Below are 15,157 nucleotides of genomic sequence, written 5' to 3'. Positions count from 1 at the left end.
CCGCCGCCTACTTCATCATTTCCGGCGGTGGCGTATGGTCGAGCACGTCGCCCTTCGGCCCGCGCAGTAGATACAGCGCATAGGTCTCGATAACGAGCGGGCCGCGCCTGCGCTCGACGTCGCCGACCTTCTCGACGCTTGCGAACGAGCCGCTCATCTCGTCCTCGCCCGGGAAAACCTCGCGCGCATAGAGCAGAGGGCCGGCAAGCTGCGCCGCATCCGGCTCGGGCATGTTGACCCAGCGGATGCGCTGGCTCTGCTGCGCCACGCAGGTGCCCTTTGGCAGATGGAAGGCGAGCCAGCCGGTGGTGCCGTAATCCGAGGCCAGCACGCAGGTCGCACCCGTTCGCGCCCTCGCCGCCTCGATCTCGGCCGCCGTTTCGCGCCAGCCGATGCCGATGCTACGCACGGTGGCGTCGCGGCGATAGCCCGACAGCAGCCCAGTGTCGGCCTGCACGACCAAAGCCACGAACAACACGATGCCGCTAGGTGCCGCCCAGCGCCGGCAGAAATCGGCCAGGCTCTGCCAGCGTGGCGGCCATTGCACGAGATGCGCCGCAACCGCCGCGGCGATCGCAAACGCCGGGTAGACCGGCGCGAACCAGTTGGCCTCGACGCGGGCATGCAGCGAATGCCAGACGAAATAGGCGACGATGATCCAGAACATCGTATTCACGAGCGCCCGCGCCGGCAGCGCACCGGCGCGGCGGCGGAGCAGCGCATAAAGCCCCATCGTGCCCAGCATCCAGACCAGCGGCGTCGCAAACGCGATCTGCGTCGGAACCAGTTCGGCAATGTAGACCGGGCGGAAATCCTCGATCCGCGCCCGCCCCATCTGCTTGATGAAGGAAACCCAATGATGGTCGGCGTTCCAGAGAATGACCGGCGCGAACAGCAGCAGCGCGACAAGCCCGCCGAGATAAAGCCAAGGCGAGATCAGCCAATGCCGCAGCTTGGGGACCGCGACCAGCCAGATCAGGATGGCGGGCCCGAAGAACAGCGCGGTGTATTTTGACAGCAGCGCACAGCCGGCGGCGGCGCCGACCGCAAGCCACCACGCGCCTTGACCGGTCTGCAGCACCTTGGCGAGCGCGAACAACAGCAGGCTGGAAGCCACCAGGAGCGGTGCATCCGGCGTCACGATCATGGTGCCGACCGCGGCCATCAGCGTGATGTTGAGCAGCATTGCAGACGAGGCGGCGACACGGCGGCTGCCGAACAGGATGGCGGCCGCCTGATAGATCGCCCAGCTCATCGGCAGCGCGAGCAGGATCGACACCAGCCGCACCCCGAACTCGGTATCGCCGGCAATCATGGTGCCGAGCCGGATCACGACGGCGACCATCGGCGGATGATCGTAGTAGCCGCCGGCCAGATGCTTCGACCACATCCAGTAATAGGCCTCGTCGAAGCTGATCGGGGTAAACCAGGCGGCGATCAGGCGTAGCGCCACCAGCGCCAGAATCGCCAGACTCGTATTAAGGGCTACCCGCGCCTCGTTCGAGGTCATTTTGAAGCCCTGGCGGTCCTGATTGCATCAGGATTGGGCTCCAGTCTGTCCCACCCACTACCCGTCATCCCCGCGAAAGCGGGGATCCAGTACGCCGGGAAGCCTGCGATCAGATCGAAAGGCCGCGGCGTACTGGATCGCCCGGTCAGGCCGGGCGACGACAGTGGAGTGTGAGGGGCACGCGTCATCTCATCATCCTTCGCGCGAACCGGTACTGACCCTCAGATCACGTCCGAGGGCTTTCGCTCGAAAGCGCCATCGATCATCGCTTGCGCCAGACGAACAGGCCCGACATCGCGTAATTCCAGACCACGCCCATCAGCGCGCCGGCAAGGCCCGCGAGCCACCAGATCGGCTCCTGGTCGAAGACCGCGAAGGCGACGCCGACATTGGCGAGCAGTCCGACGCCGCAAACCAGATAGAACAGCAACAGACCGCGCAGGATCGCAAACCCCTTCAGCCGCTGGTCGCGATAGGTCAGGAAGTTGTTCAGGATGAAATTGCTGGTCATGGCGACCAGCGCGCCGGCGGCCTGCGCCTCGGCAAACGGCTCCCGGAAGATTTCATGCGCGATGAACAGCGCCACTAGATGCACCACAAGGCCGGTGCCGCCGACCATCGCGAACAAGAGGAAGCGCAGCGAAACCACGTCGTGCGTCAGCTTGGCGAGCACCAGGCCGAGGAAGTCCAGCGCCACCATGGAATCGAGCTTGCTCTCGCCGTGCTGGCGCGAGCCGAAGGCGTAGGGAATTTCGACGGTCTTGAGCTTGCCTTGCGCGGTCGCGATGACGTCGAGCAGGATCTTGAAGCCCTGCGTCGAGAGTTGCGGCGCCAGTTGCTCGAAACGGTCGCGGCGGATCATGAAGAAGCCGCTCATGGGATCGGCGATCTCGACCTTCAGCGCCCGCTTGGCGACCTCGGTCGCAAGCTGACTGGCGCCGGCCCGCTGCTTGTTGAAACTATCGGCGCTGCCGCCCTCGATGTAGCGGCTGCCGACCACGAGCTCGGCCTCGCCACTGCGGAGCAGTGCGACCATTTTCGGCAGCTGGGTCTCGTCATGCTGGAGGTCGGCGTCGATCACCGCCGCGTAGGGCGCGCTGGAGGCCAAAATGCCTTCGATGCACGCCCCCGACAGTCCGCGCCGTCCGATCCTGCGGATGCAGCGGACGCGGGAATCCTTCCGCGCCAGCCCGCGCACCACGTCCCAGGTTCCGTCGGGCGAATTGTCGTCGACAAAGACCACTTCCCAGGCAGTGCCGGCCAACGTGGCCTCCAGCCGCCGGTACAGCACGGTGACGTTGTCGCGCTCGTTGAAGGTCGGGACAACGACCGAGAGCTCAGGCAAACCGGCCTGCGACGGGGTTTCGGAGCCCGGTTTGATGGCTTGATTCATGACCGGCAGCGTATATCCGCAGCCGGTTGACATGCCAAGGCGAGCTTGGAGAACGAGGTGACCAGACGGTGAAAAACGAGGCGAAAACGATCCGGCCCGGTACGGCGCCGGCGAATCAGCCGCCTTGCCGGGGTCGGATCCGGAGACCTGCGCTGCTTGAAAATGCTCTGAAAATGCCAACGACCACGAACAGGAGGCGCGCGTACATCCGGCGCAGCCAAGCTATTCATGGTCGTCCCAGCGCCGGAGCTTTTACGCGTCAACGTCGCCGTTAGAGGCTAGATAGGAACGCCCCAAGCATTCCGCAAGGACATCACCTAATTTGGTACCTCGCGAATCACCGGCCCGCGCGGGGCTGGCGCCGCGGGAACCGGCGCGGGCGCGGTCTGCTGGACGTTGGCCGGCTTGGCGGGCTTTCCATACTGGCCGATCGGCCCGTACGCGATTGCCACCACCATCACAATCGACGCGACGATGGCTCCCAAAAGACCAGCGACTGATTGCGAATTCATAGTCTATTATCCCCACCTGACCGGGAACTGTTATCACGGAAAAAGCGCGGCGAGGAATAGGCCCGACGCCAACCGCCGCCAAAATCGGCCGAAAATGCCGACGTTCAAAATCTCACCACGCGACTGCCGCGCAAGTGACAAGCAAGAACCGCGATTCCAGCGTAAACAAGGCGGAGTCTCGACCTTTGATTTGACAGGGAATAGGGGAAAGCAATGTCGACGACAGATGACACCAAATCGGCCGGCAAACGGCGCAAGGGGAAAGGCGAACGCAAGAAGAAGGCGGACGCCCGGCAGACCTCGGCACCGGTCGAGTTGCAGACCTCGGAACCTGTCGAGCCGCAAAGCCCGGACCTGAGCCTGCAATCGGAGCCGGAGCAAGCCATCGTCGAAAGCCCGCCGGTGGATCAAGCCCCACCTGTTGCCGAGCCGGTCGAGACTGTCGCGCCGGTCGAGGCTGTTGCACCGGTCGAGGATGTTGCGCCCGCGACCGCGCCGGAGGCAGCTCCTTCGCCGGCCGAGCCTGCGTCGACCGAGCCCACGCCGGCCCCGTCAGCCGAGCCGGCACCGGTGAGCCTGCAGACGATTGCGAATGCCTATCGCGACTACACGCGAAAATCGATCGAAGAGTTCGGCTCGTTCGTCGAGCAACTCAGCGGCGCGCGCTCGCTTGACAAGGCGATGACCGTGCAAAGCGAATTCGTGAAACGGGCCTATGAGACCTCGGTCGCGGAGTCACAGAAGATCTGCGACCTCCACACTCGGCTCGCGAAGCAAACCCTGGATCCCTTCAAGGGGCTGGCGGGCAAAGCACCGCCGTCACAGGGCAAACGCTGAGATACCGACCGGTTCGGACAACAGCCATGAGGCTCCGGTTTTCCGGAGCCTCTTTTTCGAGCAATCATGCCTGCGATCCCTGGCGCTGGCTGCGCTGCGACGCAGGTCCGGCGCCGCGCATGTAATGCCGTTCCGGCCGGTAACGTCCGGCCCAGGTCTGCATGATCGCCTTGGTGATGGTCGATATCCACTGCAAGATGGTCATCGATAGATCCTTTCGTCCTGCAACGCTGCAATTCGCGCGCCAAGCTGGCCGGTGAGTCGCTGGTGAAACGTAGAGCTGCGCTGGATGGCGGCGACCGCGGTCGAAATGCAGGTGCGGCCCTGCCCATCTTCACGTTGACGACGGTCTGGGTGATCATCGCGCGGCCGCCGCCGCCGCCATGGAAGCCGGCGGCGATGTTAGCGACGCCGAGCAGCTTCACCATCGGTCCGATCGAGCCGGCGGCGGCGGTCACCATGGCGGGCCTGCCGCCGAGCACGAACATCACGAGACACAACATGATAGAAGCGACCAATGCCACCTTGGGATCGACGCCCGAGACGAAGGAAAGCGAAATCACCTCAGGAATCAGCGCCGTGATGATACCGGCGAGCGATTCGCGAACAACCAATTTGGCGCGCGGAGAACCGAAAGGATCGAAGGTGTGTCTTCGAAGTCGGATTGTGTGGCGGCGGGCCTTGCGACTTGCAGTTCAGTCCCGCTCGGCGGAATTCACGCCTCGCCTTCATCCCGGATTTTCCAAAGGCTCGCCGCCGCTGCGACAATCTGGCCATTCAGGACCGGCTTAGCTAATATCGCTCAGCCCCTCCTCCCATTTCCCGATGAGCCATCCCCGTGAGCAAGCCAGCAAAATCGACCGCGAAAAACAGCGGCAACATCTATATCGGCATCGGCGGCTGGACGTTTGAGCCGTGGCGCGGCGTCTTCTATCCGGAGAAGCTCGCACAGGCGAAGGAGCTATCCTACGCCGCGTCGAAACTGACCTCGATCGAGATCAACGGCACCTATTACGGCTCGCAGAAGCCGGAGAGCTTTCGCAAATGGGCGCGTGAGGTGCCCGACGGTTTCGTGTTCTCGTTGAAGGGACCACGCTTCGCGACCAATCGCCGTGTGCTGGCGGAGGCCGGCGATTCCGTCAAACGCTTCTACGATTCCGGCGTGCTGGAGCTCGGCGACCGGCTCGGACCGGTGCTCTGGCAGTTCGCGCCGACCAAAAAATTCGACGAAGCCGATTTCGGGAAATTCCTCGAACTGTTGCCGCGCAAGCTCGAAGGGCGCGCGCTGCGCCATGTGGTCGAGGTGCGGCATGACAGCTTTTGCGTGCCGGAGTTCATCGCGCTGCTGCGCCAGTTCGAGACGCCCGTCGTGTTCGCCGAGCACGGCAAGTATCCGGCGATTGCCGATGTGGCCAGCGACTTCGTCTATGCGCGGCTGCAAAAGGGCAATGACGAGATCAAGACCTGCTATCCGCCAAAGCAGCTCGACGCCTGGGCCAAGCGCTTTCAGGACTGGGCCGGCGGCGGCGAGCCCGACGATTTGCCGCGCGTCGACAAGGCCAAGCCGAAGAAGATGCCGCGCGACGTGTTCGCCTACGTGATCCACGAAGGCAAGATCCGCGCGCCGGCCGGCGCGATGGAATTGATCGAGCGCGTGAAGTAGCTGGTCGTGGTTTTCGTCCTTCGAGACGCGGCCTGATGGCCGCTCCTCAGGACGAGGTCTCAGATCCTCATGGTGAGGAGCCGCGAAGCGGCGTCTCGAACCATGCAGGCCACCTTGGCGCGTCAATCCAGCCTTATGCCGGCTTCGCGGATCAGCCTGGTCCAGTTCTCGTATTCGGAGGCGACGAAGGCATCGAGCTTGTCGTCGGCGAGGTCCCATACCTCCCCGCCGCTCTTCTCAAAGCGCTCCTTGAGTTCGGGCAGCGTGGCGCGGATTTCGCGGCGTAGTTTTGCGATTGTCTCCGGCGGCGTCTTGGCAGGCGCAAAGATGCCGAGCCAGGAATCGACGTCGAGGCCGGAGACGCCGGCTTCCGACATCGTCGGCACATCAGGCGCCAGCGGACTCCGTTTTGACGACAGCACCGCGATGCCCTTGGCCTGCCCCGATTGCACGTAAGGCAGCCCGGCGGAATTGGAATCGAAAAACAGGTCGATGCGGCCGGCGAGCAGGTCGGTGAAGGCCGGCGGCGAGCCCTTGTAGGGTATCTCCTGAAACTTCACGCCGGCCGCCTTCATGAACGCCGCCGCCACCAGATGCTGGCCGGTGCCGACGCCGGCCGTCGCGACCGAGATCGAGCCCGGATTGGCTTTTGCCGCCGCGACGATGTCCGGCAGCCTCGCATGCGGCAGATCCTTGCGAGCGACCATGACGTAGCCGAACTTGTAGATCAGCGCGACCGGGACAAAATCCTTGCGCGGATCGTAGCCGAGCTTGGAATAGAGCGCCGAGTTGAACGCCATGTTGGAGAGGCCGCCGACCACCAGCGTGTAGCCGTCCGGCTCGGCCGTAGCAGCCGCCTGCGTGCCGACGACGGTGCCGGCGCCCGGCTTGTTCTCGAGCACAAAGGCCTGCCCCATCCGCTTGGATAGCGCATCCGCAAGCTGCCGCCCGACCAGGTCGTAGCTGCCACCGGGACCGATCGGGACGATGATCTTTACTGGACGATCAGGATAGCTGGATTGCGCCTGCGCTGTTGCAGCGCCGCAAACGAGCAGTGCGAGCAGCGGTGTGAGCATCCGGCCAAATCGGTTCATTGTATTCCCCCGCAGATGAGCCTTTTCGCAGGCTCTTTAAGGGGACTATGCGATATGGCGCATCCGGCGGCAACGCGTGATATGGCAATCCTCTTCGCGCGACCCTAGCTTGGCAGGAGATCAGCGCCGTGGATATCGATATGGCCCGCAGGACCAAACGCCTCTTCACGATCGGTTATGAGCAGACGCCGGCCAAGGCCGTGCTCGACGAATTGGAACAGGCCGGCGTCAAGCTTTTGGTCGACGTGCGCGCCGTGGCCTCTTCGCGGCGGCCGGGCTTTTCCAAGAATCAACTGGCTGCAGGGCTCGATGAGCGCGGCATCGCCTACCTGCATCTGAAGGGGCTGGGCACGCCGAAGGAGGGCCGCGAGGCCGCGCGCAGCGGCAAGTTCGATGTGCTGCACCGGATCTATTCCAAGCATCTGAAGACGGCGCAGGCCAAGGAGGAGCTCGACGAGCTGTCCGCGCTCGTTAAGCAGGCGGGGCCGGTCTGCATTCTCTGCTATGAGCGCGACCACACCCATTGCCACCGGCATTGGATCGCGGAGATTATCGAGGAGCGCGATGGCGTGAAGGTGGAGAACCTGGTCGCGCCGCAGGTGTGAGCGTCTCTCCGTCATGGCCGGGCTTGTCCCGGCCATCCACGTCTTTGCAGCCGCATAGCGAGGAAGGCGTGGATGCCCGGGTCAAGCCCGGGCATGACGGTTGTGTTTGCGGCAACACCCGACTCTCACCCCTTCCCCTCAAGGTGGAACGTTCCCTCCATCATCTTCACGCAGGCGCCGCCGACATGAATGGAAGCGACCTTTCCGCCCTGCTTGCGGACGCGGGTCAGCAGCAGGCTTGGCCGGCCCATGTCGACGCCCTGCCCGATCTTCAATTTCAGTTCGCCGTCCCTGGTATCGTCGAGATCGGCGAGCAGCGCCGCGGCCGCCGCCGTCGCGCTTCCGGTGGCAGGGTCTTCCGACAGGCCGCTCGAGCCGGGATGGAACATGCGCGCCTGCAAGTCGCAGGGCTTTTCGCCCGACGTTACGTCGCGCGTATAGAAGTAGACGGCGTCGCTGCCGTCGCACGGAAACGTCTTCTCGAACGCCGCAGCATTCGGCTTCGCCCGGCGTAGCGCTTCGCGCGAGGCAAGTTCGACCGCGATAAAGGATAGCCCCACGGAGATGACCTGCGGCGGGTGCCGGTCGATCTTCACATCGCTCGCCGATAATGAAAGCAGAGCCGCAGCCTCGTCAGTGCTGACATGCGACATCCGCTTCAACGGCTGCGGCGCCGTGAACTCGGTGCTGGCGACCCTGCCTTGCTCGGTCGCGATCTCGACCGGCACCAGGCCGGCCTCCTCCTCGAACAGGAGCCGCGCCGGCGGCTTTGCAGCCAGTGTCGCCAGCACGAAGGCGGTGCCAACATTTGGATGACCGGCAAAGGGTATTTCGCGGTTCACGGTGAAGATGCGGACCTGCGCGTCGTGCGCGGTATCGCGCGGCGGCAGCACAAAGGTCGTTTCCGAATAATTGAATTCTCGCGCGATCGCCTGCATCTGTTCGGTCGACAGCCCGCCGGCGTCGAGCACCACGGCGAGCGGATTGCCGCCGAAGGCACGGTCGGTGAAAACGTCGACGGTGATATAACGCCGTTGCATCTCGCTACTCCCTTATCCCAGCCGCCACACGGCCATCGGCCGCTCATAGCCCCTGACCTCGACCTCGCCGAGCGAGACGGCATCTCTGCAGGCGTCGCCGAGCGCATCGTGCACCGCCTCCGAGATCAGAAATTGCGAATTGAAGTCCTTGTTGAGTGCCTCAAGCCGCGAGGCGAAATTCACGGTGTCGCCGATCACGGTGTATTCCTTTCGCCTGGGCGAGCCGATGCTGCCGGCGACGACTTCGCCGAGGTGTATGCCGATGCCGATGCGCAGCGGCCAGCTCGTCGCCTCGTTGACCCGCGCATTGGCTTCCAGCATTTCGCGCGCGGCAGCCACGGCCCGGTGCGCGGGCTCCGGCGCCTCCAGCGGAGCGCCGAACAGTGCCAAAAATCCGTCGCCGAGAAACTTGTTCACGATGCCGCCATGGCGGTCGAGGATATCGACCAGGATGGCAAAGGCGCCGTCGAGTCGATCAACCACTTCCTGCGGCGTGCGGGTGCGCGCGCCCGCCGTGAAGCTGCGGAAGTCGACGAACATCACGGCGACGCGGCGGATGTCGCTATCGGTTTTGGTGCCCTCGGCCATCAGGCGCTCGACCACCTGCGGCGAGACGTGCTGGCCGAACAGATTGGTGATGCGGTCGCGCGCGGTCGCCGCCATGATGCTCTTCTCGAACTGGCGCCGCAACTGGTGCCCGACGGCGCCCGCGAGCACACCGCAGATCAACAAGATCATGCTGCGTGCAGCGTGATAGAGGACGCTGGTATCCTGGCTGGGGTCCGGGTGATAGAAGATCGCCATCGCCAGCAGCTCCGCCGCCGCGACGAAGCCGGTGAAGGTGGAGAGCCAGAAGTCCAGCCGTAGCGTCGAGAGGATGATGAAGATGAAATAGGTCATCGGGACCACGAAGCCGAGCGCGGCCACCGATCCCATGCTGTTGATATGAAGCGCCAGCGCGGCCGTCGGCATCGACGTCTCGATCAGCGCACCGAGATAGCGCCGGAACAGCGGCAGGTCGCGGCCCTCGCGCATATGCCTGGTGATCGCCCCGTGCACCCAAAGCTCGAACAGGACGAAGGGCACCATCACCGAATAAAGATAGTGCGGCTTGAGATTGCCGTGCCAGACCTGGCTCATCTTCTCGGGCGCAAAGAAGTAGACGGTCCAGAGGATCGCGGACAACAGAACGGTCGTTCCGATCAGCGCCTTGATGCGGAGCAGCTCGGTCGCCATCACTTCCTGCGTCAGCGCCCGCTGGAAGTCGGCCGACACTCCGGTGTCTTGGTCTTTTGTCTTCTTGCCCCGGAACCCCGTCATCACCTCACCTGCCGGCCTTCAATCTCTCACGATGAAGTTTCAACCGTCATTGCGAGCGGAGCGAAGCAATCCATGTCTCTCCTCGTGGATAGATGGATTGCTTCGTCGCTTCGCTCCTCGCAGTGACGGGTAAAATCGCCGCCGTGCTTGCGCCGCGAGTCTTTATAACCTCAATCCAGCGTGCGACGGAAGCGTGTCACGGCGATCGTCATCGCCACCAGCATCAGTACAATCAGTGCAATCGTGTCGTATTGCAGGTTGGACGGGACGGCGCCCTTCAGCATGATGGCGCGGACGATGCGGATGTAATGGGTCAGCGGCAGCGCTTCGCCGAGATACTGCGCCCAGACCGGCATTCCCGCGAACGGAAACATGAAGCCGGACAACAAGATGCTGGGCAGGAAGAACATCATCGACATCTGCATCGCCTGCAACTGGTTCTGCACGATGGTGGAGAAGGTGTAGCCGATCGACAGGTTGGTGGTGATAAATAGCGTCGTCAGCAGCGCCAGCAGCACCACGCTGCCGAGAATCGGAACGCCGAACAACAGCACCCCGATGCTGACGATCAATGAGGCCTGGATGAAGCCGACGATCACGTAGGGGATGATTTTGCCGAACATCACCTCGACCGGCTTGATCGGCATCGACAGCAGGCTCTCCATGGTGCCGCGCTCGATTTCGCGCGTCACCGACAGCGCGGTGAAGATCAGCATGGTCATGGTCAGGATGGTGCCGACCAGGCCCGGCACGATGTTGAGCCGGGATTCGGCGGCCGGGTTGTAGCGGGCATGCGCCCGGATCTCGAACGGCATCGCGGGCGGATCGCCGATGTGAAGGTCATGGGCGAGCGCGGTCTGCACCAGGACGCCGAGCGATCCGAGCGCCGCGCTGGCGGCGACGGGATCGGTCGCATCCGCCGCGACCAGCAGCGCCGGCTTGTCGCCGCGCCGCACCGCCCGCTCGAAGCCGCGCGGGATTTCGACTCCGAACAGCACCTTGCCGGACTGCAGGAGCTCGTCGAACTCGGCGACGCTGTGCACCTCGCGGGTGAAGCGGAAGTAGCTGGTATTCTCCAGCGCCTTCAGCACCGAGCGCGCCAGATCGCTGTCCTCCTGGATCAAGACCGCCGTCGGCAGATGGCGCGGCGTGGTGTTGATGGCGTAGCCGAACAACAGCAATTGCATGACCGGGATCATCACGATCATCGCAAAAGAGACGCGGTCGCGGCGAAGCTGGATGAACTCCTTGACCAGCATCGCGTAGCTGCGCCGCCAGAAACCGAAGGCCGGTTCCCTTGCCTCGCCGGCGGAAACAGCGTCGGTCGCACTCATTGGAAATTGTCCTTCGAGCGGTTCATGAGGTCGATGAACACATCTTCCAGCGACGGCTCGCTATCCTGCCAGTGCCATCCCTTGTTGTCGCGATAAGGCGCGATCGTAGCCTCAAGCGCGACCTTGTCGCGGCCCGAAACGTGCAGGCTGGTGCCGAACGGCGCCACCATGTCGACGCCGGGCTTGCCGGTGAGCTCGGAAGCAAGCCCGTTGAGCTCATCGCCGGAGACCGTCCAGGTCGAGAGCGCCGATTTGGCGATCACCTCGTCGACCGTACCATGCGCCAGGAGGTGGCCATAGGCGATATAAGCGATCTCATGGCAGCGCTCGGCCTCGTCCATGTAGTGGGTGGAGACCAGCACCGTCAGCCCTTCGGCGGCGAGCGCGTGGATCTCGTTCCAGAAGTCGCGCCGCGCCTTGGGGTCGACGCCGGCAGTCGGCTCGTCGAGCAGCAGCAATTGCGGATTGGGCAGCGTGCAGGCGCCGAGCGCCAGCCGCTGCTTCCAGCCGCCCGAAAGCTCGCCGGCAAGCTGCTCCTCGCGACCGCTCAGGCCGATGCGGCGGATCATATCGCCTGCTGCGCCGCGCGCGTCGCGCAGGCCGTAGAGCCGCGCAACGAATTCGAGGTTTTCTCGCACCGAGAGATCCTGATAAAGGCTGAAGCGCTGCGTCATGTAGCCGACCAGGCGCTTGATCTTGTCGGCGTCGCGGCGGATGTCGTAGCCGAGGCAGGTGCCCTCGCCGGCGTCAGGCGTCAGCAGCCCGCACAGCATGCGGATCGTCGTGGTCTTGCCGGAGCCGTTGGGGCCGAGGAAGCCGTAGATCGAGCCGCGCTTCACCTGCATCGAAAGGTCGTGCACGACCTCGCGGCCGCCGAAGGATTTTGAAAGACCTTCAACGTTGATGGCGATATCGGGGGCTGATGCGGGCGCTGCATTCATCGCTTGTTCGCCACCGGCGTCCTTGGATTGAGGAACACGCTGATCGGCTGGCCGACACGCAACACATCGGGCCGGCTCGGCCGCGCCTGGATCAAGTAGACCAGCTTGTTGCGTTCATCGAGGCTGTAGATGACCGGCGGGGTATATTCCGCCGTCGTCGCGATGAAGTAGATCTTGGCGGTGAGATCGGCCGCGCAATTGTCGCAAGTCACCCTCACCTCGTCGCCGATCGCAAGCTTCGGCAATTCGGTCTCCGGCACGAAGAAGCGGATCTTCATGTTGCCGGGCGGCATGATCGACAGCACCGGCCGCTGCGCCGGGACCATCTCGCCTTCGCGGAAATAGATCTGCTGGACCGTGCCGCCGACCGGCGCGAAACCGCTGCGCCGCGCAAGGCGAGTTTGCGAGGTGTTGACGCGGGCTTCCGCCACGCGCAACGCCGAGGTTGCGGAATCCAAATTGGCTTGCGTGCCCGATCCGGTCTTGCTCAGCGAGGCCGCGCGATCAAACGTCTGCTGCGCATTGGAGAGCGTCGCCTTGTTCTGGTTGAGGTCCGCCTGCTGCAGATCGTCATCGACGGAATAGAGATGGTCGCCGGGCTTGACCTCGTCACCCTCGCGCACATTGAGCTTGATGACACGGCCGCTCTCGTCCGGGCTGACAAAGATCATGTCGGCTTCCACCCAGCCCTGAAAGCCCGGATCCCTGCGCTCCTTGCAGCCCGCAAGCGTGGCGGCGAGCGTCAGCGCGGCCAGGATCGTTATCGTCCGCGACGCAATCATGCCGCTCTCCGTTCGCCAAAAATCAAATCGAGATGAACACGGAACATCGCGATCGCGTCGAGCGGCGCGTGCCGCGCAAAAAGGCTCTGCCAGATCACCGCGATCAGCGCCGGCGCGACCACGATCTGTGGAAACTGCACGAGGTTGCTGTGCCGGATCTCGCCGCGCGCAATGCCGAGCTCGATCAGGGCGCGCATGCCGGCGAGCCCCCGCGACACCACTTCGCGGTAATAGAAGTCGGCCACCTCAGGAAATCGCGGCCCCTCGGCCACGATCAGCCGCACGAGATCGCCGCGCCGTGTGGTCGCCACCTCCTCGATGAAGGTGCGGGCAAACCCCTCCATCAGGTCGCGCACGGATGCATCTGGCTTGGGCGGCGTCGCCCAGAGACGGCTGATCATCGGAACGATGGCGGTGCGGATCAGTTCCTCGAACATCGATTCCTTGTCCTTGAAGTGCAGGTAGATCGTGCCCTTGGCGACGCCGGCGCGCCTTGCGATGTCGTCGATCCGCGTCGCCGCAAAGCCGCGGGCGATGAACTCGTCCATCGCCGCCTCGATGATCGCCCCGCGCCGCTCGGCAGCCCGTTCGGCGCGGTTGGAGGCGGGCTTCGGGTGCGGGTTCAACACAGCCGGCGCGCTCATCCTGGCTCGGCGGCCGGCGGGTTTTGCAGCTGATTTTCGCACGCTTCTGGTGGCTTCCTTTGTCATGTGGAATTTATGACTGACTGGTCAGTCATTGTCAACTTCAAGCACAGCGCGGGCTTTCACATGGGCGTGACCGGCCATTGGGTCCGGTCGCCGCGTGGGGTGATTTTGGCGCGGCTCCCGTCGGCTCCGACATCCCACATATGCGGGGTCTCCGCCCTACTGCGGCGGCCTGTCCATTATTGTCGCCGGAAGGCGCGATGCGCTTGTACGCGCGGGCGATCGCAGCAGCCTCGTGGTTTGGAGACGCGCGACATTGCCGAGCTCCATGAGGATCCCACACTCATCCTGCAAGCGTCCTTGCGCTGCATCCCGAAGGATGCAGGCCTGCCCTCTCCACGTCATCGCGAGCGGATCGGATTTTTCGCGCGACTCTCATGCAGTGTTAACGATGCCTGCGAGCATCTCCTTAAGGTTGCGCCCGGATAATGATGCCGGCCGTTGCCGCAAGAGTCCCGCATGGATCGCCCCCGCCCCTCCATCATCACCGCATTGTTCTGGGCTTACTGGGATTTGTGCCATGTGCTGCGAAAGGCTTGGCGGCCTGCCCTGTTTGCCTTTCTGATCCTTTCGGTGGGAAGCGTTGTGGCGGCGGTCGGGCCGATACGGCTGACGTATGATCCACTCGGCAGGGCAGCCATCCGGCTGGCAATCCTGGTCGGACTTTGCTTCCTGCTGACGCCGTTCTTCCTCGCGATGCACCGTTTTGTGCTCCTCGGCGAGGAGCCAATCCGATATGATTTCACACCGTCCAGCCCGCGCTTTCAAATGTTCTTCGGCTGGTTCGCGGTGTGTGTCGTTCTGGCGAGTTTTCCGGCCATTCTGGCCGCCCTCGCGGAGACAAAGGGACCTGTCTATTACGTCGGTCGACCTCCTGCCGGCCTTGATCCTTGGATCTCGAGGACTGCAAGCACTGTCGCCTGGCTTGTGCTCCAGCAACTTCTCGTGCTTTTTCCGGCGATGGCTGTCGATGCGCCGGGAGCCGGCTGGCAAAATGCGATCAGCGATACACGCAATCAGATCTGGTACGCCATTGCGGTTACGATCCTGCCGTTCATTCCGGTAGCGCTGCTCGGTCTCGCCGGAGTGTCCCTGCTAAAGGCCTGGGTCTGGGCGGCGCCGGGGACCCTGGCCGGACTGGTCGCAAGCCTGCTGTGGCTCGGCACCACGCTCCTGATTGCGTCGACGCTGTTGGCCGTGATCGCGTCACGGCTCTACCAGGTGATCGGCGAGCGGCTGAACACACCGCTACGCTGAGAGATCGCGGCCCTTGCGTTCTGGGGCCGTGGCTGGTTCATGCAGCGGTGGAATGCCCAGCTCTGCGCGCGCGATGCCGGCGATGCCGATGCGGGGCGGCATGCTGTCCAATGCCATCGTGCTCGTCGCCGTCGTCGCCAGCATTCCTACGTCAGCGCATCG

17 protein-coding genes are annotated in these 15,157 nt (G+C 63.8%); 5 read left to right on the top strand and 12 right to left on the bottom strand.

The genetic code is table 11. The features are described 5' to 3' along the window. Positions 1–7: 7 nt before the first annotated feature. The 3 genes from QA643_RS15275 to QA643_RS15265 all read right to left on the bottom strand — a co-directional run bounded on the left by QA643_RS15275 (position 8) and on the right by QA643_RS15265 (position 3,415). Positions 8–1,510, bottom strand: a complete 1,503-nt coding sequence (locus QA643_RS15275) for a glycosyltransferase family 39 protein (protein ID WP_283033949.1) — start codon at positions 1,508–1,510, stop codon at positions 8–10. A 262-nt stretch (positions 1,511–1,772) separates the two neighbouring features. Continuing rightward, positions 1,773–2,903, bottom strand: a complete 1,131-nt coding sequence (locus tag QA643_RS15270) for a glycosyltransferase family 2 protein (protein ID WP_283033948.1) — start codon at positions 2,901–2,903, stop codon at positions 1,773–1,775. A 317-nt stretch (positions 2,904–3,220) separates the two neighbouring features. After that, positions 3,221–3,415, bottom strand: coding sequence for a hypothetical protein (locus QA643_RS15265; RefSeq protein ID WP_283033947.1), 195 nt, complete (start codon positions 3,413–3,415; stop codon positions 3,221–3,223). A gap of 213 nt (positions 3,416–3,628) precedes the next feature. On the opposite strand from QA643_RS15265, the gene QA643_RS15260 reads away from it, so the two are divergent. Continuing rightward, positions 3,629–4,252, top strand: a complete 624-nt coding sequence (locus tag QA643_RS15260) for a phasin family protein (protein WP_283033946.1) — start codon at positions 3,629–3,631, stop codon at positions 4,250–4,252. A gap of 64 nt (positions 4,253–4,316) precedes the next feature. Here QA643_RS15260 and QA643_RS15255 read toward each other — a convergent pair whose 3' ends face one another. Next, complete coding sequence (locus tag QA643_RS15255) at positions 4,317–4,457, bottom strand: hypothetical protein (RefSeq protein ID WP_283033945.1); 141 nt, start codon at positions 4,455–4,457, stop codon at positions 4,317–4,319. Between the two features lie 149 nt (positions 4,458–4,606). Here QA643_RS15255 and QA643_RS15250 point away from each other — a divergent pair, with 149 nt between their 5' ends. Together QA643_RS15250 and QA643_RS15245 are read left to right on the top strand one after the other, a co-directional pair. Continuing rightward, a complete protein-coding gene (locus QA643_RS15250) occupies positions 4,607–5,044 on the top strand; it encodes a hypothetical protein (protein WP_283033944.1) in 438 nt (145 codons plus the stop codon). Positions 5,045–5,090: 46 nt separating this feature from the next. Continuing rightward, entirely contained in the window at positions 5,091–5,915 is an 825-nt protein-coding gene (locus QA643_RS15245; RefSeq protein WP_283033943.1) for a DUF72 domain-containing protein, read from the top strand. Positions 5,916–6,037: 122 nt separating this feature from the next. Here the strand turns inward: QA643_RS15245 and QA643_RS15240 are convergent, their stop codons facing one another. Next, a complete protein-coding gene (locus tag QA643_RS15240; protein WP_283033942.1) occupies positions 6,038–7,009 on the bottom strand; it encodes a tripartite tricarboxylate transporter substrate binding protein in 972 nt (323 codons plus the stop codon). Positions 7,010–7,149: 140 nt separating this feature from the next. Between QA643_RS15240 and QA643_RS15235 the strand changes: the two genes are divergently transcribed. Next, positions 7,150–7,614: a DUF488 domain-containing protein gene (locus QA643_RS15235; RefSeq protein ID WP_283034812.1), complete on the top strand. Its 465-nt coding sequence runs from the start codon at positions 7,150–7,152 to the stop codon at positions 7,612–7,614. Between the two features lie 125 nt (positions 7,615–7,739). Here the strand turns inward: QA643_RS15235 and QA643_RS15230 are convergent, their stop codons facing one another. From QA643_RS15230 to QA643_RS15205, 6 genes are all read right to left on the bottom strand, one after another. Further along, on the bottom strand, positions 7,740–8,654 hold the full coding sequence (locus tag QA643_RS15230; RefSeq protein ID WP_283033941.1) for a PhzF family phenazine biosynthesis protein: 915 nt from the start codon (positions 8,652–8,654) through the stop codon (positions 7,740–7,742). 12 nt (positions 8,655–8,666) lie between these two features. Next, positions 8,667–9,974 (bottom strand): adenylate/guanylate cyclase domain-containing protein, encoded by a 1,308-nt coding sequence (locus QA643_RS15225; protein WP_283033940.1) that lies wholly within the window; start codon positions 9,972–9,974, stop codon positions 8,667–8,669. Positions 9,975–10,144: 170 nt separating this feature from the next. Next, entirely contained in the window at positions 10,145–11,308 is a 1,164-nt protein-coding gene (locus tag QA643_RS15220; RefSeq protein ID WP_283033939.1) for an ABC transporter permease, read from the bottom strand. Continuing rightward, positions 11,305–12,249, bottom strand: coding sequence for an ABC transporter ATP-binding protein (locus tag QA643_RS15215; protein WP_283033938.1), 945 nt, complete (start codon positions 12,247–12,249; stop codon positions 11,305–11,307). Before QA643_RS15215 ends, QA643_RS15220 begins: the two co-directional genes overlap by 4 nt. Further along, positions 12,246–13,031 carry an efflux RND transporter periplasmic adaptor subunit gene (locus QA643_RS15210; RefSeq protein WP_283033937.1) on the bottom strand — a complete coding sequence of 262 codons (786 nt, stop codon included), beginning with the start codon at positions 13,029–13,031 and terminating at the stop codon, positions 12,246–12,248. The genes QA643_RS15215 and QA643_RS15210 overlap by 4 nt, the downstream gene beginning before the upstream one ends. Beyond that, positions 13,028–13,675, bottom strand: coding sequence for a TetR/AcrR family transcriptional regulator (locus QA643_RS15205; RefSeq protein ID WP_283033936.1), 648 nt, complete (start codon positions 13,673–13,675; stop codon positions 13,028–13,030). Before QA643_RS15205 ends, QA643_RS15210 begins: the two co-directional genes overlap by 4 nt. 522 nt (positions 13,676–14,197) lie before the next feature. Between QA643_RS15205 and QA643_RS15200 the strand changes: the two genes are divergently transcribed. After that, complete coding sequence (locus tag QA643_RS15200; protein WP_283033935.1) at positions 14,198–14,995, top strand: hypothetical protein; 798 nt, start codon at positions 14,198–14,200, stop codon at positions 14,993–14,995. Here the strand turns inward: QA643_RS15200 and QA643_RS15195 are convergent. After that, positions 14,987–15,139 carry a hypothetical protein gene (locus QA643_RS15195; RefSeq protein ID WP_283033934.1) on the bottom strand — a complete coding sequence of 51 codons (153 nt, stop codon included), beginning with the start codon at positions 15,137–15,139 and terminating at the stop codon, positions 14,987–14,989. The genes QA643_RS15200 and QA643_RS15195 overlap by 9 nt on opposite strands. Positions 15,140–15,157: the final 18 nt, after the last annotated feature.

It is taken from the genome of Bradyrhizobium sp. CB3481, assembly GCF_029714305.1.
Classification (GTDB): domain Bacteria; phylum Pseudomonadota; class Alphaproteobacteria; order Rhizobiales; family Xanthobacteraceae; genus Bradyrhizobium.
The sequence above is the reverse complement of the archived record's forward strand: the minus strand, read 5'-3'. Positions and strand labels throughout refer to the sequence as shown.